The organism is Bacillus sp. SIMBA_074, from assembly GCF_046534555.1.
GTDB lineage: Bacteria > Bacillota > Bacilli > Bacillales > Bacillaceae_G > Bacillus_A > Bacillus_A mycoides.
The window spans coordinates 128,081-150,851 of record NZ_JAWRYM010000009.1 but is presented as its reverse complement, the minus strand read 5'-3'; the positions used below and the strand labels follow the sequence as shown (position 1 = coordinate 150,851).

General features: G+C 33.9%; 20 protein-coding genes, 1 pseudogene, 1 riboswitch and 2 other annotated features. Of the genes and pseudogenes, 6 read left to right on the top strand and 15 right to left on the bottom strand.

Features of this window, described 5'->3' with window-relative positions; genetic code table 11:
* Positions 1–242 precede the first annotated feature (242 nt).
* Positions 243–1,556, bottom strand: a complete 1,314-nt coding sequence (locus SB773_RS12950; RefSeq protein ID WP_060751751.1) for a hemolysin family protein — start codon at positions 1,554–1,556, stop codon at positions 243–245.
* A gap of 473 nt (positions 1,557–2,029) precedes the next feature.
* Here SB773_RS12950 and SB773_RS12945 point away from each other — a divergent pair.
* Positions 2,030–2,131: pseudogene (locus SB773_RS12945) on the top strand (ArsR/SmtB family transcription factor); the annotation flags it as partial.
* Positions 2,132–2,142: 11 nt separating this feature from the next.
* On the opposite strand, the gene SB773_RS12940 reads toward SB773_RS12945, so the two are convergent.
* Together SB773_RS12940 and SB773_RS12935 are read right to left on the bottom strand one after the other, a co-directional pair.
* Positions 2,143–2,841, bottom strand: a complete 699-nt coding sequence (locus SB773_RS12940; RefSeq protein ID WP_410590255.1) for a DUF7003 family protein — start codon at positions 2,839–2,841, stop codon at positions 2,143–2,145.
* A gap of 426 nt (positions 2,842–3,267) precedes the next feature.
* Positions 3,268–4,038 (bottom strand): class I SAM-dependent methyltransferase, encoded by a 771-nt coding sequence (locus SB773_RS12935; RefSeq protein WP_410590253.1) that lies wholly within the window; start codon positions 4,036–4,038, stop codon positions 3,268–3,270.
* Between the two features lie 140 nt (positions 4,039–4,178).
* Between SB773_RS12935 and SB773_RS12930 the strand changes: the two genes are divergently transcribed.
* A complete protein-coding gene (locus SB773_RS12930) occupies positions 4,179–4,916 on the top strand; it encodes a ZIP family metal transporter (RefSeq protein WP_088032930.1) in 738 nt (245 codons plus the stop codon).
* Between the two features lie 82 nt (positions 4,917–4,998).
* On the top strand, positions 4,999–6,699 hold the full coding sequence (locus tag SB773_RS12925) for a pyruvate oxidase (protein WP_410590251.1): 1,701 nt from the start codon (positions 4,999–5,001) through the stop codon (positions 6,697–6,699).
* Between the two features lie 44 nt (positions 6,700–6,743).
* On the opposite strand, the gene SB773_RS12920 is transcribed toward SB773_RS12925, so the two are convergent.
* From SB773_RS12920 to SB773_RS12900, 5 genes are all read right to left on the bottom strand, one after another.
* Positions 6,744–7,748, bottom strand: coding sequence for an ABC transporter permease (locus tag SB773_RS12920; RefSeq protein ID WP_410590249.1), 1,005 nt, complete (start codon positions 7,746–7,748; stop codon positions 6,744–6,746).
* A gap of 1 nt (position 7,749) precedes the next feature.
* On the bottom strand, positions 7,750–8,616 hold the full coding sequence (locus SB773_RS12915) for an ABC transporter permease subunit (protein WP_410590247.1): 867 nt from the start codon (positions 8,614–8,616) through the stop codon (positions 7,750–7,752).
* 223 nt (positions 8,617–8,839) lie between these two features.
* Positions 8,840–9,871 (bottom strand): alpha/beta hydrolase, encoded by a 1,032-nt coding sequence (locus tag SB773_RS12910; RefSeq protein ID WP_410590245.1) that lies wholly within the window; start codon positions 9,869–9,871, stop codon positions 8,840–8,842.
* A 272-nt stretch (positions 9,872–10,143) separates the two neighbouring features.
* Positions 10,144–12,027: an ABC transporter permease gene (locus SB773_RS12905; protein ID WP_289403840.1), complete on the bottom strand. Its 1,884-nt coding sequence runs from the start codon at positions 12,025–12,027 to the stop codon at positions 10,144–10,146.
* 13 nt (positions 12,028–12,040) lie between these two features.
* The gene (locus SB773_RS12900; protein ID WP_131247210.1) at positions 12,041–12,808 is read right to left on the bottom strand and encodes an ABC transporter ATP-binding protein; all 768 of its coding nucleotides are present in this window, start codon (positions 12,806–12,808) and stop codon (positions 12,041–12,043) included.
* A 388-nt stretch (positions 12,809–13,196) separates the two neighbouring features.
* Here SB773_RS12900 and SB773_RS12895 point away from each other — a divergent pair, with 388 nt between their 5' ends.
* Positions 13,197–13,679 (top strand): DUF2975 domain-containing protein, encoded by a 483-nt coding sequence (locus tag SB773_RS12895; protein WP_016102056.1) that lies wholly within the window; start codon positions 13,197–13,199, stop codon positions 13,677–13,679.
* Between the two features lie 10 nt (positions 13,680–13,689).
* A complete protein-coding gene (locus tag SB773_RS12890) occupies positions 13,690–13,908 on the top strand; it encodes a helix-turn-helix domain-containing protein (protein ID WP_060751745.1) in 219 nt (72 codons plus the stop codon).
* Positions 13,909–14,079: 171 nt separating this feature from the next.
* On the opposite strand, the gene thrS is transcribed toward SB773_RS12890, so the two are convergent.
* The 6 genes from thrS to SB773_RS12855 form a co-directional block, all read right to left on the bottom strand.
* Positions 14,080–15,999, bottom strand: coding sequence for a threonine--tRNA ligase (gene thrS / locus SB773_RS12885; RefSeq protein WP_410590241.1), 1,920 nt, complete (start codon positions 15,997–15,999; stop codon positions 14,080–14,082).
* Positions 16,000–16,043: 44 nt separating this feature from the next.
* Positions 16,044–16,266, bottom strand: a binding site (T-box leader).
* 37 nt (positions 16,267–16,303) lie between these two features.
* Positions 16,304–16,527, bottom strand: a binding site (T-box leader).
* A gap of 121 nt (positions 16,528–16,648) precedes the next feature.
* Positions 16,649–17,356: a pseudouridine synthase gene (locus SB773_RS12880; RefSeq protein WP_002085707.1), complete on the bottom strand. Its 708-nt coding sequence runs from the start codon at positions 17,354–17,356 to the stop codon at positions 16,649–16,651.
* Between the two features lie 444 nt (positions 17,357–17,800).
* Positions 17,801–18,166 carry a VOC family protein gene (locus SB773_RS12870; protein ID WP_131247216.1) on the bottom strand — a complete coding sequence of 122 codons (366 nt, stop codon included), beginning with the start codon at positions 18,164–18,166 and terminating at the stop codon, positions 17,801–17,803.
* Positions 18,167–18,265: 99 nt separating this feature from the next.
* Positions 18,266–18,895, bottom strand: coding sequence for a YdbC family protein (locus SB773_RS12865; protein ID WP_002127296.1), 630 nt, complete (start codon positions 18,893–18,895; stop codon positions 18,266–18,268).
* Between the two features lie 12 nt (positions 18,896–18,907).
* Positions 18,908–19,177, bottom strand: coding sequence for a PhzF family phenazine biosynthesis protein (locus tag SB773_RS12860; protein ID WP_078176586.1), 270 nt, complete (start codon positions 19,175–19,177; stop codon positions 18,908–18,910).
* Between the two features lie 156 nt (positions 19,178–19,333).
* Positions 19,334–20,152 (bottom strand): hypothetical protein, encoded by an 819-nt coding sequence (locus tag SB773_RS12855; RefSeq protein WP_002085716.1) that lies wholly within the window; start codon positions 20,150–20,152, stop codon positions 19,334–19,336.
* Positions 20,153–20,586: 434 nt separating this feature from the next.
* Positions 20,587–20,706: riboswitch (glycine riboswitch) on the top strand.
* A 107-nt stretch (positions 20,707–20,813) separates the two neighbouring features.
* Here SB773_RS12855 and SB773_RS12850 point away from each other — a divergent pair.
* The gene (locus tag SB773_RS12850; protein WP_002012784.1) at positions 20,814–22,181 is read left to right on the top strand and encodes an alanine/glycine:cation symporter family protein; all 1,368 of its coding nucleotides are present in this window, start codon (positions 20,814–20,816) and stop codon (positions 22,179–22,181) included.
* Positions 22,182–22,230: 49 nt separating this feature from the next.
* Here SB773_RS12850 and SB773_RS12845 read toward each other — a convergent pair whose 3' ends face one another.
* A complete protein-coding gene (locus SB773_RS12845; RefSeq protein WP_002085719.1) occupies positions 22,231–22,761 on the bottom strand; it encodes a DinB family protein in 531 nt (176 codons plus the stop codon).
* Positions 22,762–22,771 lie beyond the last annotated feature (10 nt).

Genomic DNA, 22,771 nt, shown 5'->3' with positions numbered 1-22,771 from the left:
AAGGGAATCCTTTCTCAACATTTGTTACTTTTAATCTATTTTACGCTACGAATTTACATTTAAATTATATTACAATTTGTATAAATGAGATACATTTTACAATATCGAAGGGGTGTTGAACCTGGAATGCAAAGGAAACAATCATTCCCTATTTCGGTAATGTGTTAACAGGTAAAGAGTTGATCAATCAATGAATTTAATGAGGATGGCTACCATGTTATCAGCTGAATAAAAAGCAGCAACTATACAGTTGCTGCTTCCAACATTTCTTTTTGTATTTCAACACGTTTGATTTGGTGAGGGTCTTTAGAAAGAATTTTAAATACATATCCTTCGCTATTTACTGTTTGCCCTTCTTGGATATCATAATTCTGCATCAGAATCCAACCACCAATCGTGTCAACATCACTATCATTCATATGTAATCCTAGTAAATCATTTAATTCGCTAATTAATACTTTACCTTCTACGACAATATGTCCTTCATTCATTTGCTGGATGGGCGGACGCTCATCTTCATCGTATTCATCACGTATTTCTCCTACAATCTCTTCCAGTATATCCTCAATGGTTACAATACCAGCCGTACCACCGTATTCATCATATAACACAGCCAACGGAATACGTTTCTTTTGCATTTGTAGTAAAAGATTATGTATTGGTATGGTCTCAATTACTTCAATTACTGGACGCGTATACGATTGAATAGAACTGAATTCTTTTGTTTCCTTATTCATATAACGAATAAAGAAGTCTTTCACATTCACCATGCCAATGATTTCATCTTTATCTTCCCCAAATACTGGGTAACGTGTATACTTTTCATCACGGATTATTTTCATATGGTCTGCTAAAGAATTATCTACATGTAGCCCTATAATTTCTGTACGAGGGACCATGATTTCTTTCGCAATACGATTATCAAATTCAAAAATATTATTTACATATTTGTATTCAGCTTGATTAATTTCTCCACGTTCATAACTTTCAGAAAGAATCAATCGTAATTCTTCTTCTGTATGTGCTACATCATGCTCTGATGCAGGTTTTAAGCCGAACATTCCTGTTATCATCCTTGCAGAGCCATTTAACAAGCGAATAAACGGATACATGATTTTGTAGAACCAGATAAGCGGAGCCGAAAGTAATAAAGTAACCTTCTCAGCCTTTTGAATCGCGAATGTTTTTGGTGCTAATTCACCAACTACAACATGTAAGTACGTCATAATAGTAAAAGCAATTCCTAAAGATAATACACCTGCAATGGAAGGATTGATGTTCCACTTATCAAATAAAGGATGTAAAAGTCTCTCAATCGTTGGTTCACCTAGTGCCCCGAGTCCCATTGCTGTAACTGTAATCCCTAATTGACAAGCTGACAAATACTCATCCAAGTTTGATGTCACTTTCTTAGCTGCCAGCGCACCTTTCTTTCCTTCTAATACAAATTGATCAATCTTTGATCCTCTTACTTTTACAATAGCAAACTCAATTGCTACGAAAAATGCAGTACATGCGATTAAAACTACTACCATGATTAAATTAAATATGTCCAACTAATTCCCTTAGCTTCCTTGAAACTAAAGGATTCACCTCCTGATATATTTTCTCTTTCCAGACCTACTTCATACACATTGACATGAGATTGTATAAAATCTACATTCTCAAAATGATGAGGGGTACTCTGAGAAAATCGAGGTCATTTAGCCACCTATCCGAGTCAACATCTGAGTCCAATACATTTCCACCGCCTTGATTAAATTATCTATATGTTAGCATGAGAAATAAATCCCAGTCAACGTTTACATTTTGTATACCCTGAAATTCAAACAAAAAGCTTCTCTTTCCTGTTACATAAAACCTCTTAATGTGTGCATCAAACACTATAACATTTCCTTCGCTTCCACTAACTATATTATTTTTTTGTTCATTATTTACATTCCTTCTCACATTAAAAATAAAGCGAAGAAACATTTATCAATCTTTTTTAAAAATATTTTGACACACATATTAGTAATAACTAATACGATTGTTCAACTCAAATGATTTAGATGTGAAAGCGAAGTTCATACATGGCTTTACCGATAAAATAATGTTACAAATGCTTCAATGTATCATAGGTGGGGAAAAACAGTTTCTTATTTAAATGTCATCCTCTTCTTGTTTTTCAAAATCACTCCATGTCCACTTGGTCCAATCATTATTTACTTTCCCTACAGTTATCAAATTCACATTATTTAATTCAATCGCTTTGGCTAAACTTTGAAAGAATATGCTCTCACTCGGTTTTTGATCATCACTTATATCAGGATGTTCCCATTCTTCTGTTTGATAAAATAGATTTGGTTTAAATTCTGCATTGGTTTCATCTAATATGTCCGAGGGATTTACCCAGAATTTCTCCTTATATTTAGAAGTTAAAAAACGAATAAGTTTGGTAGGATGAAATGAATCAGTTTCAATTCCTAAACGCTTATACTCTTCTACAGTTGGTGTTAAAGTGATACGTTCTCCTTTCAAAAGTAACTCCATATGAAAAGGATCTACAAGGAAATGATCTTCATCATCGTACCAATATTCTTCATTTACAAGCGTTAAGATTTCATCGAAACATGAAAAGAATCCTTGCTGTCTCATGCTATTACTATACACATAGAAGTTATTCGATATCTCAAGGTTTGCATCAACGCCCACAATCTCAAATACAATGAGCCACTTGTCTTCCTCTCGAAAAACAGATATTCTGGATTGTGCTAAGTCAAAATTATAGTTATCAAGTACTGGAAAATCAAACTCCTCCGCGTACCTATCTAGTGTTTCAAGTGTTTTTTCTGCTTTCATAACATTACTCTCCATAAAGTTAGTATAGTAAATTTTTATTACATTCGTTTTTCTTTATTTAACTCATAAACATTATCTAAATACCAGGACATTTTTTTATGTCCCTCTAAACTGGCAACCATCCAGTTTTGTTTATTTGTATATTATATAAAACTCTAATGGCTCAGTAAACAACATTTGATTATGACCTTACCCTTCATTTTCTTTATACACAGTCCCCACCATAGCACTCCACTGCAGCTCCTCTTATTCTTCCTTACAATTAAAACAAAGACACATAGTCTATTGTTAATGTGAATACAGTTTGATCATTTTTTCTAATAACTTACTATATAACAATCGGACGCATTTCTATATAAACGCGTCCGATTGTTATATTCTTAGGAACACTTCTTTATGTCACTTATCAAATAATAATCAACATCCCTATCTTTTCTTCTGGCAAACTACCACCATAGAATAACAATCCTCCTGCAACTCATTCCCCTCCCAATCATTGTATACCTGTAACAATTCAAACCCATTCGCTACAAGTAATCTTTCTAATTCTTGCGGATACGTATACCGAAGATCTATTGTTGTTTTCAGTTCCTCTACTAGCGTATCCTCCTCATAAAACCTTCTTGTTGTTATGTAGTGCTGTATTTGTTGAATTGAATCATAATTCATCTCAGTATATAAATCACATCTTCTTCCCTTTTCATCTGTAATAGTTGTCCAATATTCTTCTGTAGATAGTTGTATTAATTCTTCCTTTGACGGAAAACGTGTATCAAATATGAATATACCATTATCAGTTATTACATTATGAATCGATGCTAATAATTGATTTTGATGTGTATTAGTAAGAAAATGTTGGAATCCATGTCCTACCATAAATGCTAACGGAATTGTTTCTTCGACGCTCAATTGCAAGCAGTCTTGCTGTAACCACTTTATATTCTTTAAACTCGCAGATTTACTCTTCGCTTCAGCAAGCATTCCTTCATGTATATCTATACCAATCATTTGATACCCTTTTTCGATAAAAGGAATAGTGACTCTCCCTGTTCCACATGCAATATCTAAAATCCATTCATTTTGTATATTTAATTTTTGCGCCCATGATAGTAAAAACGGAAAATCTGAAAAACTTTTATTTTCTATATCATATCGTTTTGGATTTTCATATTCAGATAAGTTCCATTTTGTTTGCACTTACATTCCCATTTCATTTTAATATATAATTTATAATGAATTTACAGTTTTTTCTCTATAATTAGTCATAATAATTTGGACTAATCTCCTTCCCCCATTAGTAAGCTGAAAACAAGGGGATAGAATTGGAGTGTGATGATATGGAACGTTTATGGATTCCTATAATCGTTACGTTTTTTTCGTTCGGTGGATTACTATTAGGAGGTGCTGTTGGAGTAGCAACACGCCAACTAATTGAAGAAAAGATGCATCGCTTATACGCATTATGTGGTGGGATTTTGCTTGGGCTTTTATCACTTGAAATTATTCCTGAAACATTTTCAAGCTATGAAATAATTGGGCCTATGCTCGGTATAGCTATCGGTATTTTAGTTATGAGCTTATTAGATAACTATTGTCATCATCCGATTATACATAAGAAAGATCAACAAGCATGGCAAACCTTCCTTTTTCTTTCTTTTGCTATATTCATTCATAATATGCCGAGTGGGTTTGCGTTAGGTACAGCTTTTATAAATCATAATGACTCTGCCATTCCTTTCTTACTTGCGATTGTCATTCACCATATTCCAGAAGGGTTAGCTTTAATTATTCCATTTCTTTTTACAAAACATAAATACATTTCATTTTTATTAACAACTTTATTACTTTCTCTTATCCTAGGGACCGGTACTGTTTTTGGCATTATGATGGACGGGAAAGCTCTCCATTTACAAGGACTTATTATGGGAAGCGCAATTGGTTCTCTTGGCTATGTCACAATTCACGAAATGCTTTGGAAAGCAAAAAAACAGCTACCTTTCCTTCCGTTTCTATCGTGGTCTATTAGTGGATTTTTACTAATAACAGCCTTCACTTTATTCACTGGACATCATTAAAACAAATAAGTTATATCATTTGTATATTTTCCCTTTTTCTCCAAAACATAATAGTATCTACCTATTATAAGGAGGAACGATTATGTTTGGAAAAACAGCCGGTGAAGCATTAGTGGATCTTTTAATTGACTGGGGTGTAGAACACATATATGGTATGCCTGGAGATTCCATTAATTCTATTATTGAAGCTTTAAGAAAAAAACAAGAGAAAATTAAATTTATTCAAGTTCGCCATGAAGAAGCTGGTGCGTTAGCAGCGGCAGCCTATGCGAAATTAACAGGAAAACTTGGTGTTTGTATGGCTATTGCAGGACCTGGAGCGATTCATTTATTAAATGGTTTATACGATGCAAAACTCGATCAAGCTCCTGTACTAGCAATTTCAGGACAAGTAGAAAGCGATTTACTCGGAACGGATTTTTTCCAAGAAGTAAACTTAGAAAGAATGTTTGATGATGTTGCGGTTTATAACCAACGAATAATGTCAGCTGAACAGTTACCTGCTGTAGTGAATCAAGCGATTCGAATGGCATATACAAAAAAAGGTGTCTCTGTTCTTACAATTCCAGATGATGTTCCAAAATTTGAAGTGAAAAATGGTGCGCGCATTACAAACTCTTCCTTTACATTACCAGAAATATTTCCGCAAGAAGAAGATTTAGCTGTAGCGAAACTCGCACTTAATGAAGCGAAAAAACCTGTTATTTTAGCCGGGAAAGGAGCTAAACATGCGAGAGAGTCTTTACTTGCATTTGCAGAACATATCGGTGCTCCAATCGTACTTACATTACCAGCTAAAGGGATTGTTCCTGATGAACACCCTCTTTGTATCGGTGGATTAGGATTAATCGGGACGAAACCTTCTTATGAAGCAATGAAGCATGCAGATACTTTAATTATGGTCGGTACTTCTTATCCGTTCACTGGTTTCTTACCCGAAAAAGCAAAAACACTTCATATTGATACAGACCCTGCACAAATCGGGAAACGTTATACGACAGATATCGGCTTAGCTGGTGATGCTGATAAAACATTAAAATGGTTAATTGAAAATGTAGAAAAACACGAGGATCATTCCTTCTTAGAGCATCATCAAGAAATGATGAAAAAGTGGGAAGAAAAATTACACACTCAAGAAGAAGATTCTTCTACTCCAATTAAACCACAACGAGTTATGCATGCACTGCAGAAAGTAGCAGAAGATGACGCAATTCTTTCAGTCGATGTCGGAAATGTAACAGTATGGACTGCAAGGCACTTCCGTATGACAAACCAGAAATTTATCATTTCTAGTTGGCTTGCAACACTTGGCTGTGGTTTACCTGGTGCACTTGCTGGACAAATTGCTTTCCCGGATAAACAAGTGTTTGCAGTTTGTGGTGACGGCGGATTTGGAATGACAATGAATGATTTCGTAACAGCTGTTAAATATAAACTGCCAATCGTTGTTGTTGTATTAAACAATAATAAAATTGCTATGATTAAATTTGAACAAGAAGTTATGGGAAATATCGAATTCGGTACAGACTTAACGAATCCTGATTTCGCAAAATACGCAGAGGCGTGCGGTGGTATTGGATACCGCGTCGAACAGTTAGATGACTTACTTCCTGCCTTTGAAAATGCGGTAAAACAAAGTAAACCATGCATTATTGATGTAGTTGTAGATGTAAATGAAGCACCAATGCCAGCAAAAATCACATTTGGTCAAGCAGCTGGTTATACGAAACATATGATAAAAGAATTATTTGAAGAAGGTAAGATTGATTTACCACCACTTTAAACAAAAAAGATAGCTGAAAACAATTTGTCTTCAGCTATCTTTTTTTATTTTTGCACCTCACTATGAAATGAAAAATCATTCATGGTAGGCTGTATTTGTTTCTCTACTTTCACTTCTTCCTTCTTCCGATTCGCTCTTCTAACATTTCCTAGCTTAATCGCATCTTGCATACTATTACTAATCAGATTTCCTGACAAAATTGTCATACTATAAAAAGAAATCGAAATGAGTACAATCCATGTATGAGTAGTTAAGTGACGGAAGTTTTGACCAATTAACCCTGTCCATTCTTTTGTTACACTATCTGCATCTATACCGCCAAAAATTATTGTTCCGCCAAAAAATAATTCCAACAAACCAAGATGCAAGAGGAGTAATAAAGTACTTACAAATTGCTGGGCTACTAATAAAAGAAATGATGGTAACATATGCGGCCATACATGGCGTTTCAACCTCTGCCACTTACTTCCGCCGAGCACAGTGGCCGCCAACATAACTTCTTCATTCTTAATACGTTTTACTTCTTGCGCCACATACAACATAACAGTCGGTACAGCAAGGCACGCAAGAACTATAATTTGAAACGCAACCCGTAAATGAAACGGAGCAGCAGCCTCTCCACTTTCGAACATTAAAACTGCATTTAACATAAAATAGGAAATCATAATCATTGGTACAATACTAAACGGATCAAAAAAAGATGAGATAACTGGAAATGAGCGTTTACTGTACATACCAAGTAATAAACCAATAGCTCCTCCAATTACTACACGTAAAACTGCGATAACGATACTTGCACCAACTGTCCATTTCGCTCCTTCTATTATTAACTGGAACAGGTCACGGCCTTTCTCATCAGTTCCAAACCAAAATTTACTCGACGGTGAAAACGGAGCAGCCTCTAATTCTCCTTTTTCGTTATACATCATCGTTAGTTCACGAATATTCCCATCGAAAAACAGCGTATTTCCAATACTAACAATCATTAGTACACTCAAAAAAGTAACACCTAGCCAAAATCTCACATCTCTTTTTACAACTTGCCACATGTTACACACTTCCCTTTATAACATTTTGTAAAAGCGTATGTAATAAACGAAATAGTATAAAAAGCGGTACGTATAATAAAACTAAACTCACTGTAAATATTTCTAATTTTGAATTTTCTTTCACGAAAACGAACATACCGTACGTATTAAACAGCCATTCAATAATATATAAGTTTGATAGCATAAATAAAATATTCGTTTTTGCATAATAGACTGTTGTTAACAGGACATTTCTTGAAATATGGTGCGTCAAAATATGTCTTAAACTTAGCCCTTTAATCTTAGCAAATATACTATAATCTTTCTCTAATTCTTCTCTGAAACGTAATAGTAGTAACTTAATAAATAATAATGTTGTAGGTAAAGTAAGGCATATTATTGGTAACAGGCGAGCCCTTTCCTCTCCAAGTCCTGCAAATTTCACTGGCATAAAACCTGTCTTTTGAAAGATTATTACTACTAGAAGTTGAGATAATAAAATTAATAAAATGTCCGGAATACTTTCAAGTGCGACGAAAATCCCATTCCACATACGTTGCTTTGATTGAGAGCGCTGTAATACCCACACAACGATAAGATACGCAGTGAGTAAAGATAGTATAAATGCCGAAATAAATACAAACATTGTCTCTACATAATGAATCCATATTTGTGGAAATAACTTTCTTGAATTCCGAAATCCATACGTAATTTCACCTGGTTGAAGTAACTTCTCTCCAAGAAACACAACTGTGTTCCAAAAACCGATTAGATCAATTTGTAATCCCTTAAATAAACGCGGTAGTGCCCCTAAAAATAGAATACAAATAAGCGCCGCAAATAATTGTAAACATGTAACCCCACACCACTTACCAATTCGAATGAACATAACTATTACCCCTTCTGTTTAAATGAATATTCAGAAATTAAAACTATGTATAGTACCTATACCTTTTAATAAAATAACTCCTCTCTCGACAAAACATATCGATTCTCGTCATTTCTCTGAAGTTGTATTATATCTTTCGACTATTATCCAATATTTTCCTTCTCGCTCGATTATATACTATAAAAAAGCACTTATTTTTAAAATAAGTGCTTTTTATTTAATTTCATTTTACGAATGTATCACACAACCACTCATAAAACTTTTCCTTCTCTTCAAATTGAGGGTAATGTGCTGAGTTTTCAAAAGCTATAAATTCTTTTTGATTCGCCTCAATTCTATCAAAATACTGTTTTGCTGCATGAAATGAAGTATTATAGTCATATTTACCCATAAGAAAATAAAGCGGTAGATTCAGCTTAGTTACTTTAGTAGATAATGGATTCTTTAAATCTTTTTCTAATAAGACAGTTTGAGAATGTGATAATCCAACGTTATAACGAATTACGTCTAACAAGTTATATTCATTACTAAATAGCATCCTCATGTTATCACCATCTGGATTTTCAATGAGTCTTGATGTTCCACCATATTTCGCAACATAATTTCGCGGAGTGTATGTATCGCCATTTTTAATTTTTTCGGTTAACCCTTTTAAATAGGAAACCTCATCTTTATTCCCCGCATTTTGTGCCTGTTCAATAACATAGTTTAAGCTATCCATTTCACTTTCTACTGTATCACTCATCTGCCCTATTCCAACATATGCATCATATTTTTCAGGGGCTTTATTGGCAGCTTGCATTCCAATATATGTACCGTAAGAATGACCAACCAATATTACTTTTTCTTTGCCAAGACGTTTTGAAATATAATCTGTCATAGCTAATAAATCTTCTACAAGTAGGTCTGATGATAGATTCGAATAGTCTTCAAAGAAATGATACGATTTCCCGCTTGCCCTTTGATCGTAATTAACAACTGTGAATTTCTCTTCCAATAAGTCTTGATATTTTTGAGCATATGGTATTTCTGAAGAACCTGGTCCACCATGGATAAAGAGAATAACTGGATTCTTCTTATCTTTTCCGCGTATCATAATTTCATGACCACTTCCATTTATCTCTACTTGCTCTAATGTACTTATACTGTTTTTCCCCTTTATTTGCGAGGTCCATGTAGGAAATACTAACGCCATAATTATTAATAGTATAATAGTGACTGCAATACGTTTTACTAATTTTTTTATCTTCTTCATAAGACGTTTCCTTTCTTATAAATTTGTAAAAATAACAATTTAGTTCTGTAAAACTACCTCAAAAAAATATGAATGTACAACAATTGTACTTTCCAATTTCATCTCAATCTTTTTTACATTATTAATATCCCATATACTTCTTAACTTTCCGCTATATAAACTCTTAATATTTTCTTAATTTTCAATACATTATTCGTAGAAAGACTTGATCACAATGTATTACAAATATAGAAAAGAGTCCTTGTTGTCAAAACAAGGACTCTTTTCTCAAACTATTTCGCTACTTCCTCTTTCGGCATTACCATACCTTTATAAAGTTGAACAGTAATCCAATAATAAATGAAATAAATTACTATGAAGATTCCTATTGGCATCCACACTTTTACAAATGGGTCAACTAATATGAAACTGAATAAGTTAAGCCCTACTAAAACGTGGGAGATTCCAATAATTGCTGGGAAGATAAATAAATATGAAATCTCTTTATATATACTTTTTGTTAACATACTACGTCTCACACCAATTTTTCGTAGCATTTCATAACGGCGTACATCACGAGAAGCTCCTGTTAATATTTTGAACATAAGAGAACTTGCCATCATTGCTAAAAACGCAATTCCAAGGAAAAATCCCATAAACATTGTTCCACTCATGAAACTGTTCATAAATTGATAAATTGTCATTTTCGTAAATAAGTCTACTTTTGTACCTGTTGTTTTTTCAATTTGTTCTTTTTGTCTCTTGTCTATTTCAATTAACAACGATTTATATTTTTTCATATCATCTACTTTTGCTAATGTTACAGTATGTTCTGTTCCTTGAATTCCTTTATAATGCTCTTCATCTGCAATTCTTACAGGTTTTCCGTTAAATTGATTATGTGTAATTTGTATCTCTCTTACAACCGCATCTTCCCAATCTTTTGGCATACGAGGAAGCTTATTCGCTACTTCAGGAGCTTCCAAAGCAGAATAGACAGGTTCAGTTAAAGGTGTAGCCACACGTTTACGAGCAGGTTCTTTTAAAGTCTTTGTATCAAAATGATCTGAAATAAGTGGTGGTTTTTCAGTTAAGTCGTTACGTAAATAATAAACCGCTTCTCCATCTACTTTATACTTATACTTGCTTTCTTCAACAATTTCCATTTCTTTTAATGCCGCTTTATCTTGTTCATTTGGATCATGAATTACGACATCATATACACGTGAGAAGTCTGTCATAATGCCTACATTCTTTTGAAACGCCATACCTGCTGTCATTGCACCTGCACCTAATGCAATTAACATCGCTACAGTGCCTAGTACCCTCGATAAACTAGTTACTCGAAAACGTAACTGTGCATAAGTAAAACTATTTAATCCCGTTTCATTTCGTTTTTTATTTCCCTTAATTTTCATTACAAAAAGTGGGAGCAACGAGCTAAAAATGAAATACGTTCCTACTGTCGTAACAATTGTCGCTATTATAAATCCTAGTTCAGCAAACATTTTTATATTCACCATAAAATAGTATCCTGTACTTACTAGCAATACACCTAGTACTGTCATAATAACAGTGCGAGTCTTACTTTTCTTCACCTCATCTTGCGTTTCATCTTCACGTATTAACTCTAATTCTGTTTTACGTAATAATCGGAAACTATTCATTAAACCAGTAATGAAAAATAATATTAAGAAGAAAATAGATGTAACTAATATAGCTGGTGTGTACACAGATGCGTAATTACCTTTTGCTGAAATTTCCATTCCATTCATTAAAAAATTTCCTGCTACACTAGCAAGTACTATTCCTACTAAAATACCGATAATAATACTGACAATCCCCATACCAAAAGTCTCAATAAATAATAATTGCGCTACTTTTTTCTTTTTCGCTCCAAGCATCATGTACATACCGAGTTCTTTTCTTCTTAGTGTAAGTAAAAAAGAATTGGCATATATAATATAAAATACAGTTATGAAAGAAAGTAATATTGCACCGACCCAGAAGACAAGTCTGATACTACTAATGAGACTATTATCTTTTGTAAATTCACTATTCATCGCCATCGTTTGAAACATGTAAAAAATACTAATACTAATGACTAGACCAATAAGTAAAACCATATAATCCTTTAACATTTTTTTCATACTATGACGTGATAATTTGAATAACATAGTCTCGCCCCCCTTACTTCGACTCAGTTGCTGAGCCCATTTGGGCAAGCACACCTAAAATATCTTGATAGAAATTTTCTCGTGTTCCTCGACGTTTTAACTCTTTATAAAGAAGTCCATCCTGTATAAATAAAATACGTTCACAATAGCTCGCACTAAATGCATCGTGTGTTACCATCAAAATACTTACATTGTGATTTTCATGTAAATCTTGCATCGCTTCTAATAAACTTTTTGCATTTTTACTATCAAGTGCTCCTGTCGGTTCATCTGCTAATACGATTGCCGGATTATGTACTAAAGCTCGTGCTGCCGCTGTTCTTTGTTTTTGTCCACCAGAAACAGCAGTCGGATATTTTGTTAAAATTTCAGTGATCCCTAATTTCGTCGCAACCCCATTTACTTTTCCAGTAATCTCACTTGACGGTACGCCTTGCAAGGAAAGTGGTAAAGCGATATTTTCATAAATTGATAAATTTTCTAGTAGATTAAAGTCTTGAAAAATAAATCCTAGTTTTTGAGAACGAAAATCTGATAATGCATTCCCCTTCATAGAAGTAATATTTGTGCCAGCTATTGTTACACTACCACCTGTCGCTTGATCAAGTGTACTAATCACATTTAATAATGTCGTTTTACCAGATCCAGAAGGACCCATAATCCCTACAAACTCTCCTTCTTTAATACTTAATGAAACACCCCTTAATGCTTTTGACTGATTCTCATTTCTTTTCCCATACGTTTTTTCTACACTTTCTACAGTAACTACATTTGTTGACATCTCTTTCACTCCATCCCTTTTGTATAGTATAAATTTCCCATATATTTCTTATATTTTTCTCATAAAAATTCTTAAGAATTTTTAAATTTTCCAAATGCAGATTGAGATACATAAGAAATACAAACGATTTCTCTGCTTAATATTCTCACTTTTCTAAAATCCTTTCATTCGATTTCCCTTACATTTACCTTACATTTTTGTAAGGTTAAAAAAACAAACCACTTCATAAGAGCATTTCTTTGGAATGAGAAATGCTTTTTATTGTTATCAAAATTTAAAAGATATTTCAATAAAAATAATAACACGATAAAAAACAATACATTTTTATTGCAAAACGATAAATCGCATGATAAAATCATGTTGTTATTACATAAGTGAGGTGCTTTTTATGAAACAAGTTACGACACTCTTTTTAAAGCTAGCTATTACTTTTATAGGATTCCCAGTTCTTGCATTGTGCATATTTTTGGTGCCTAAGATTGGGAATTTTGCTGGAGAATTGTATCCAGATATTGCTTATATGAAATCTCTCGTTTTAATCGATATGTACGCGGCAGTGATACCTTTTTACTTTGCTCTGTATCAAGCTTTTAAACTTTTAAGCTATATTGATAAGAACCAAGCGTTCTCGGAATTATCGGTAAAGGCTTTAAAGAATATAAAATACTGTGCCATCACGATCAGTACCTTGTACTTGCTAGGTATGCCACTCTACTATCTCATGGCAAAAAAAATTGATCCTCCAAGTTTCATACCAATCGGATTGACCATCATTTTCGCCTCTATGGTGATCGCCGTTTTTGCTGCTGTTCTCCAAAGGCTTTTACAAGAAGCTATTAATATAAAATCAGAAAATGATTTAACGGTCTGAGGTGGAGAATATGACAATTATTATTAATATTGATGTGATGTTAGCAAAACGAAAAATGAGCGTAACGGAGCTTTCGGAGAGGGTTGGGATTACGATGGCGAATCTTTCCATTCTGAAAAATGGGAAAGCAAAAGCGGCTCGTTTTTCAACATTGGAAGCGATATGTAAGACTTTAGATTGTCAACCAGGTGATATTTTGGAGTACAAAAGCGACGAATACACTCAATAAAAACAAATAACAACTTTCTTCAACCAATGGGATTAGATTGTGAAATTAAGATGAAGGGATAGGGATAGCAATTAAGCTATCCCTTCTCTGCGTTTATTATTGTTATTTAATATATCTTTAATTACTTTAACTTCAGTATTACATATTAATGGTGTGTTTTATTATCAATCTCTATTTCCTATTTTTAATTTCCTCTTTCATACTTTCCACAAACGCATCTAGTTCAACAACTTCTGACTTCTCTTCACCATATTTCCGTACATTTACAGCTTCGCTTTCCATTTCCTTATCCCCAATAACAAGAACATACGGAACTTTTTGCATTTGCGCTTCTCTAATTTTATATCCTAACTTTTCATCTCGCATATCTCGTTCGACACGAATTCCGGCTTGTGCTAATTTATCTGCAATCCTATTTGCATATTTTTCATGCACTGCATTTGAAACTGGAATTACTTTCACTTGAACCGGTGCCACCCACGCTGGGAACGCGCCTCCAAAGTGTTCAATTAATATCGCTAAAAAGCGATCTAAAGATCCTAATACAGCGCGGTGGATTACAACCGGTCTTCTTTTTTCATTATTTTCATCTATATAATTTAAATCAAATTTTTCTGGCATTTGGAAATCAAGTTGGACTGTTCCGCACTGATGACTTCTATTTAAAGCATCTTTAATATGGAAATCAATTTTCGGACCGTAAAATGCACCGTCACCTTCATTTAATCTATATTTATAATTTAATGACTGTAATACATTTTCTAATGCCAATTCTGCTTGCTCCCATAATTTATCATCACCCATTGAATCTTCTGGACGAGTAGAAAGCTCTACTTCATACTCGAAACCAAAAGTTTTATACACATAGTCAATTTGCGCCAACACTGATTTGATTTCATCTTCAATTTGTTCTGGTGTTACAAATAAATGAGCATCATCTTGGCAGAAAGTACGAACTCTTAATAATCCGTTTAAAGCGCCACTAAATTCATGTCGATGCACTTGACCGAACTCACACATACGAATCGGTAATTCACGATAAGAATGTAATTTATTTTTAAACATAAGCATATGGCCTGGGCAATTCATCGGTTTTAACGCAAAACTTTTATGATCTACTTCTGAGAAATACATATTGTCTTTGTAATGTCCCCAGTGTCCTGACTTCTCCCATAATTCTTGATTCATCATAAATGGAGTACGCACTTCTTGATAATTGTACTCATTTTGAATTTCTCTTAAAAATGCTTCTAATTCATTGCGAATAATCTGTCCTTTTGGCAAGTAAAAGGGCATTCCCGGAGCCTCTTCCGAAAACATAAACAATTCAAGTTCACTACCTAATTTCCGATGATTTCTCTTTGCGGCCTCCTCAACAAAATGTAAATACTCTTCTAATTTTTGTTGAGAAGAGAAAGCAACACCATATATACGCTGAAGCACTTGATTGTTACTATCGCCTCGCCAATATGCACCAGAAACATGAGTTAATTGAAATGCTTTCAAATAACCAGTAGATGGCAAATGTGGTCCTCTACATAAATCTACAAATTCACCTTGTTTATACAGTGTTACACTTTCCCCATTAGGAATTGCTTCTAAAAGCTCTAATTTCAAACTATCATTCATTTCTTGAAACAATTCTTTTGCTTCTTCTCGAGAAACCTCAACTCGCTCTATCTTTACATTTTCATTTATAATATTTTTCATTTCTTTTTCTATTTTCGGTAAATCTTCTACGTTTACACTACTTTGAAGATCCATGTCATAATAGAATCCATTTTCAATGACTGGCCCTACACCAAGGTTTACATCACCATAAATTCTTTTTACAGCTTGCGCTAATATATGTGCCGCAGAGTGTCTTGCAATTTTTACCCCTTCATCTGAATCCATAGTAATGATTTCAACTTTCGCACTTTCTTCAATGTTTCGTCGTAAATCAAAAGACTTATCATTAACTTTTCCTGCGACTGCTTTCTTTTTCAAGCTACTACTAATTGCCCCAGCAATTTCTTCTAAAGTAATGCCTTTCACAAATTCTTTAACGCTACCATCTGGAAATTTAATTTCGATCATCTGTTCTTTCATTTTTCATCTCTCCATTTCATAATAAAAAGCACACTCATCCCTAAAATAGGGACGAGTGTGCTTTTACCCGTGGTTCCACCCAGATTCCCATCGCAAATATACAATGGCTTCTTTTACGGTAACGTCGTTTACACGGCACTAGATACTTGATTTCCCCAGTGCAGCTCTAAGGTGGTAAGTTATTTTACTGCGTTAGGAAGTTCTCAGCTTTTCTTCCTTCTCTGTATAACCGTTTAAAATAACTCGTGTCCTTTTCTTCGCTTATTATGAAATAAAATATAAAAAAGCATATTCATCCCTAGTAAATAGGGACGAATATGCTTATATTCGTGGTTCCACCCAGATTCCCATCACAAAAAACATAATGGCTTCTTTTGCGATAACGTCGCTTACACGGCACTAGATACTTGATTTCCCCAGTGCAGCTCTAAGGTGGTAAGTTATTTTACTGCGTTAGGAAGTTCTCAGCTTTCCTTCCTTCTCTGTATAACCGTTTAAAATAACTCGTGTCCTTTTCTTTGCTTTTGTAACAATTACATTTATTGTTATTTAATATATCCTATTCATTTTATTTTTACAAGTGTTAAAAATATATTTTTTATTCAAAAAAAAGAAACCAAAAACATTTTTTGGTCTCCCCTTCTCTTTTTTACCAATCTTGTGGTTCGTAATTTAAGTCTGAAAATAGGCGTTTTTTCTCTTTTTTCGATAAATCTCTCCACTGTCCGACTGGTAAATTATTCAACTCAATATTCATAATTCTCGTACGTTTTAACGTGTATACTTGATAACCCAAAGCTTCACACATACGGCGAATTTGACGATTTAGCCCCTGTGTTAAAATAATTTGGAACTCATATTTTGATAACTGTGTTACTTCACAAGGAAGTGTTTTTGTATCTAAAATTTTAACACCTGCTGCCATTTTTTCTAAAAACTCCGGTGTAATCGGCTTATCTACTGAAACGATATATTCTTTCTCATGTTTGTTTTCAGCACGTAAAATCTCATTAACGATATCGCCATCATTCGTTAACAAAATTAAACCGTCTGAGTCTTTGTCGAGACGTCCGATGTGATTAATTCGTAAAGGATGATTCACTAAATCGATAATATTACCTTTTACTGCTTTTTCACTTGTACATGTAATACCTACTGGTTTATTTAAAGCGATATACACATGGTCTCGAGCAATACGAAGTTGCTCTCCATTTACTCGTACGTCATCACCTGGATTTACTTGGTCACCAATTTTTGCAACCTTACCGTTAATAATTACTTTTCTCTCGTTAATTAACTTATCTGCTCCACGTCGAGACGCTTTTCCAGCTTCACTAATAAATTTATTGATACGCAAGTTAGGCACATCCTTTTCATAAAAAATTTCAAGCTCACACTGCTTCTACCGTACAATACAAAAGGGTAAGCCTCCTATTATAACTTAAATATATTAACATGAAAGGGTATATGACGTCTTCACTTAATTACATGTTTACACGAAAATAATTGGTCCTCTTTTCCTTTTCACCTCAAACTGTTTAGCAGTCAATAGATTAACCCTTGAATATAACATCATTTATTTACTTTTTTCATAGATAATATACCGATATAAGTTTGATTAATCATGCCTAAATAACTCACAATATGTGAAAAATAAAAAAGAACCCTTTTGAAAATAATCAAAATGGATCCTTCTTCCACTAAACGAATACTAGTTTTTATACAAAAGTGTTCAATAATTATAATCTTTGATAGAAAACATCGTTCAACAAACAAAATAATCTCGAACTCCCCTAATTTTTTACGCTTCACTATTTTCTTCACATACTCCAAAAAGAAGCCCTTGATTATCTATACAATAAGCAAAGTAACCCATATTAGGAATAGCAGTTTTATGTACAACTACTTGTCCACCATTTTCAATAACTTTATTTATGTACTCATCAACTGAAGGTACTTCAATCGAATTAGTTGTCCTAGTAGCACCATCAGGTGATTTCATTAATCCACCATCGATACCAGGTCTATCACTCTCACCTGTAATTATGAACCAATAGTCATGTGGCCCAGGCATTTTTTCAAACTTCCATCCAAAACTATTTGTATAAAATTGAATAGCTTCTTCAGGGTTTGGGACTTGCAATTCAAATCTTAAAACTCTGCTCATTTAAATATCTCCCCTCTTATTCTTGTACAAAGTAATTGCACAAGGACTAATGTTCTGTATTGAATTTTTCGAAACTAGCTACTTTAATAAGTTCTAACTTTATTTAGAAGCGGCAACAGACCATTCTTCCTTCCGAATAACTCTCTTCCCATTTATATTTTCAACATACTCATTTACATTTGCTGACTGATATAACTCTGGGAAAATTTCTTTCATATAGAGTTCGTGCGCTATTTCATCTTGCCAATACGTTAATACTATGTAACGATTTTCAGTCTTTAAAGACTTCCCAACAACTCCACCTAACATTCCTTTTGCATTTTCCATTCCTTTATTCCAAATTGTTTCTTGCGTATGTAAAAAATACTTTTCTTTTCCTTCTTTCACATCGCAAATTGCAACTCTTACAAATGACCCTTGTGCAGTTACGTCTTTCAAAGGAGTTTCTGTTATATCATACAACGTTTGAAACATTTCAATATTACAGGAAATATATGTGCCTTCTTGATTACTATTTAAAAAAATTGTATCATGAGCATCATTCATGAATGATTGATATGCATTTCTATCTTCCCATAAAGTATATACACACGCTTCCCCTTCATTCCACCCACCAAATTGTCCATAGAATCCGTCTAAATACTGTAAATCACGCCATTTTTCTTGCGCATCAGAAAACAATTCCCTTTTCTCTTCTTCCACCTTGCAAAATATTGTTTTTAATAGCATTTCTAATCCCCCTTATGATACGGTCCATTTCCCACTTGCAATACTTTCTATTTTTCCACCAATGCAAACATTAATTTTACTCTCAATCACCTCTGCTTGTATGTGTATTAGAGAATGGCGATTTATCTCATACCCTTGTTCAACATGCATATTTATCTTTTCCGTTCCAAGATAACGATATTTTATAAGATACGCCGCTAAACATCCATTTGAGCTTCCTGTTGCCATATCCTCTGTGATTCCATAATAATCTGCAAAATCACGGACATTAAGATCATTGATTCCCTAACTATAAAATTCCTAATTTTCCATAAATAACGCAAGTTGATTACCTGAATACTTGCCTTGCGAGAATACATCCACAATGTAAAAATCCCAATATCTCTCCTCTCTTCTATTCTTCAATACAATCTGTTTACATAATGAAATTATAGTTTATTAAATTTGTATATTTTTCAAAGAATCCTCTGCTTTTTCTATCAACCAATCACCAAACGTATCTAAAAATGATAAGATTTCTTCTATATCTTTTATCGGTTCAATTACATATTGTAGTGCTTTCCTCATATTTTTTTCTTGTTCGGGAAAATGCTTACTAAATAACTCATATGCTGGATATAAGTCCCTGGAATACAGCCCTTCTCTATCAATTGTTAATGCTAGACCTGCCCTGACTACAATCTTCATGATCCAACGACAACAATCCTCTATATCATCTACGTCCTTATTATGAATTAACTCTTCGTGTGTTTGTTCAATTTGTTTCCGCAAATGAATGAGATGTTCATACACTATCTCCTGACTTACTTTATATTTAGGTAAATATAATTTTACGTCTTCACCTAATATACATACACTATGTGTCTGAATCATAAATCCTATAAAAGAAAAATCCTCTGAGTTTATTACTTCTTTTTCACTATAAAAACTTAACTCCACTCCTGATATACAATTAAACTGCTGTGTAATTTGGACTTCTAGCTCCTTTCTCCAGCTTAAGTCAATTACTTGAGGATTCTTTCGAACTAATATAATCATATCTACATCTGCAACCCCTTCTATCCCAATCCCTCTTGGAATAGAACCCCTTATATAAACACTGTGCAAATCATCCCGCAAAAATTGACAACAAGTATCCTTTATTTCTTGTATTACCTCCAAAAACACAGGCTGAATTTTATTAAAATGTGCATCGTTTATAATAAATCCTTCATCATCCACAGGACAAAAACGCCCTATTTTTTTTATTCTTGGCAATTTATCAACTCATTTCCCTATAAAATATTAGTTTATTCCACACATACAACAATTATAATTCAAATAATTCAGAATTGAAAATCTGAAAGTAAGACATAAATAATCCTACATTGTTACGTCCTATCTCTTTTATCACCATTCATTTTTCGAATATATAATAAGTAATCTCTCCTGAGATCATAAAATAGAAGATAAATTAGGAATACCAAAAAATAAGTTTATTTACTATTTCAAAATAAAAAATGATTGCATTTCACTAATTGTATATCTATAATGTTTTTATTGATTCTATACAGAATCAATGCGTTTAAGTTTTTAATTTTATAATTCGGATGAACCATTCAGGAGAAGGTCTATTGATCTACCGACGGGGCAAAAAGTTGCTGAACCAACTTTGAAACTCTCAGGTCTTGTTTACAAGTAGAACTGCATGGGGACGAATCTCTGGAGAGACTCCCTCTCGCTTAATATAGCGCGGAGGAAAACGAGCACCGAAGGAGCAAATCCGCTAATCTAGCGGATAATCTCTCAGGTAAAAGGACAGAGACAAGCGAAAGAAAATGCCGATTTGTATCGGTTTATTTTTCTATCCCTTGTTTCTCCAGAGACCATTTCATTTCCTTGAAGTGGTTTTTCTTTTTTCTAAAAAAGGAGAATACAGATGGAGACAGTAAGTAAAGTATTAGAACAAATTAATCAGTATGTGTGGGGGTTACCAACTTTGTTGCTACTCGTTGGAACTGGTATCATTCTCACAGTGCGCTTAAAAGGTTTACAGTTTAGTAAACTAATATACGCTCACAAGCTAGCTTTTAAAAAATCAGAGGATACATCATCTTCTGGAGATATTAGTCACTTCCAAGCACTGATGACAGCTATGGCTGCAACGATTGGTATGGGAAATATAGCAGGTGTCGCAACTGCTGTGACAATCGGTGGACCTGGCGCAATCTTTTGGATGTGGATTACTGCTTTATTTGGAATGGCAACAAAGTATGCCGAAGCAATCCTTGCGGTGAAATACCGTGTTAGTAATGAAAATGGTGAATACTCCGGTGGACCAATGTATTATTTAGAACGTGGTTTAGGGAAAAAATGGCTGGCTGTTTTATTCGCTATATTCGGCACAGCTGCTTCTTTCGGTATCGGTAATATGGTTCAATCTAATTCAGTTGCAGAGGCAATGCGAATCAATTTTTCTTTCCCTCCTGCATTAACTGGTATACTCATGTCATTCTTAATCGCTATCGTTATTTTGGGCGGTGTAAAAAAGATTGGTAGAGTTACTGGATATATCGTTCCTATTAAAGCATTCTTTTATATAATCGCTGGCCTTATTATTATTTTCTATCACTTTGATCAAATTCCAGAAGCATTTTCACTTATTTTTTCTGGTGCATTTCAAGGTACTGCAGCCGCTGGTGGTTTTATCGGAGCAACAGTTGCATCTGCAATTCAAATAGGAATGGCACGTGGTGTATTTGCTAACGAGGCTGGTTTAGGGAGTGCTCCTATTGCTGCGGCTGCTGCCAAAACAGATTCACCTGCAAAACAAGCTTTAGTTTCTATGACTGGTACTTTTCTAGATACATTTATTGTATGTACAATTACGGGGCTAGTATTAATTACTACAGGCGCATGGAAATCAGGTAAAACTGGTGTTGAAGCTACAACATTAGCATTCCAATCCGTATTCGGTACTGCTGGTAGTATGATTCTCGGTATCGCCATTATATTATTCGCCTACTCTACTATTTTAGGTTGGTCGTATTACGGAGAGAAGTGTGTAGCTTATTTATTCGGACAAGGTGCTGTACGATATTATAAAGCAATCTTTATCGTTATGATTGCAATAGGTGCTAATTTAAAGCTAGGTGTCGTATGGACATTTGCCGATATTGCAAATGGACTTATGGCGATTCCAAACTTAATTGGTCTAATCGGATTAAGTGGTATTGTTGTCGCTGAAACGAATCGCTTTTTACAAGCAGAGAAATTGAAAGAAAGTCATAAAAAACAGGCAAGTTAATCACTAAAAAAAGGAATGGCTCATTTATAATAAGCCATTCCTTTTTTCTCTATTTCAATTCCTTTCCCTCCTGAACCATATGTAAATAAAGTACAAAATCCATCATTGTAGATGAATAACCAAGTTGACGGATCATTGCTGTTATATTCCCTCTATGATATGTACCATGATTTACGACGTGTTGCACTAACTCTAAAATGGAAGTGTCTAATGCACCTGCATATGGGTTCTCAATAACAAATACAGTATTTACGTCTTGTATTCTACTTAAAAATTCTTTATATTGATTTGCCATGTTTTCAAACATTTTTTCTAATTCATGTAACGATTTAGTTTCGATTTGTTTTCGTAATTTTTCTCGGTCTTGTATTACTTCACTCATACTTTTACCATGCAATATGTGTAACCACACTTGATCTGTAATATAAATATGTACAAAAGTATCCTTAATTGATGGGAATACACTCTGTATCTGTTCATTAAAAATTGTCTCATAGTTTGGTAACTCTTTTAGTCGGTTGAATAATCGTGTATTAGCCCAAGCATGGTAATCAAACTGTTTTAACATGTAATCTTTCAATCTAAATCTC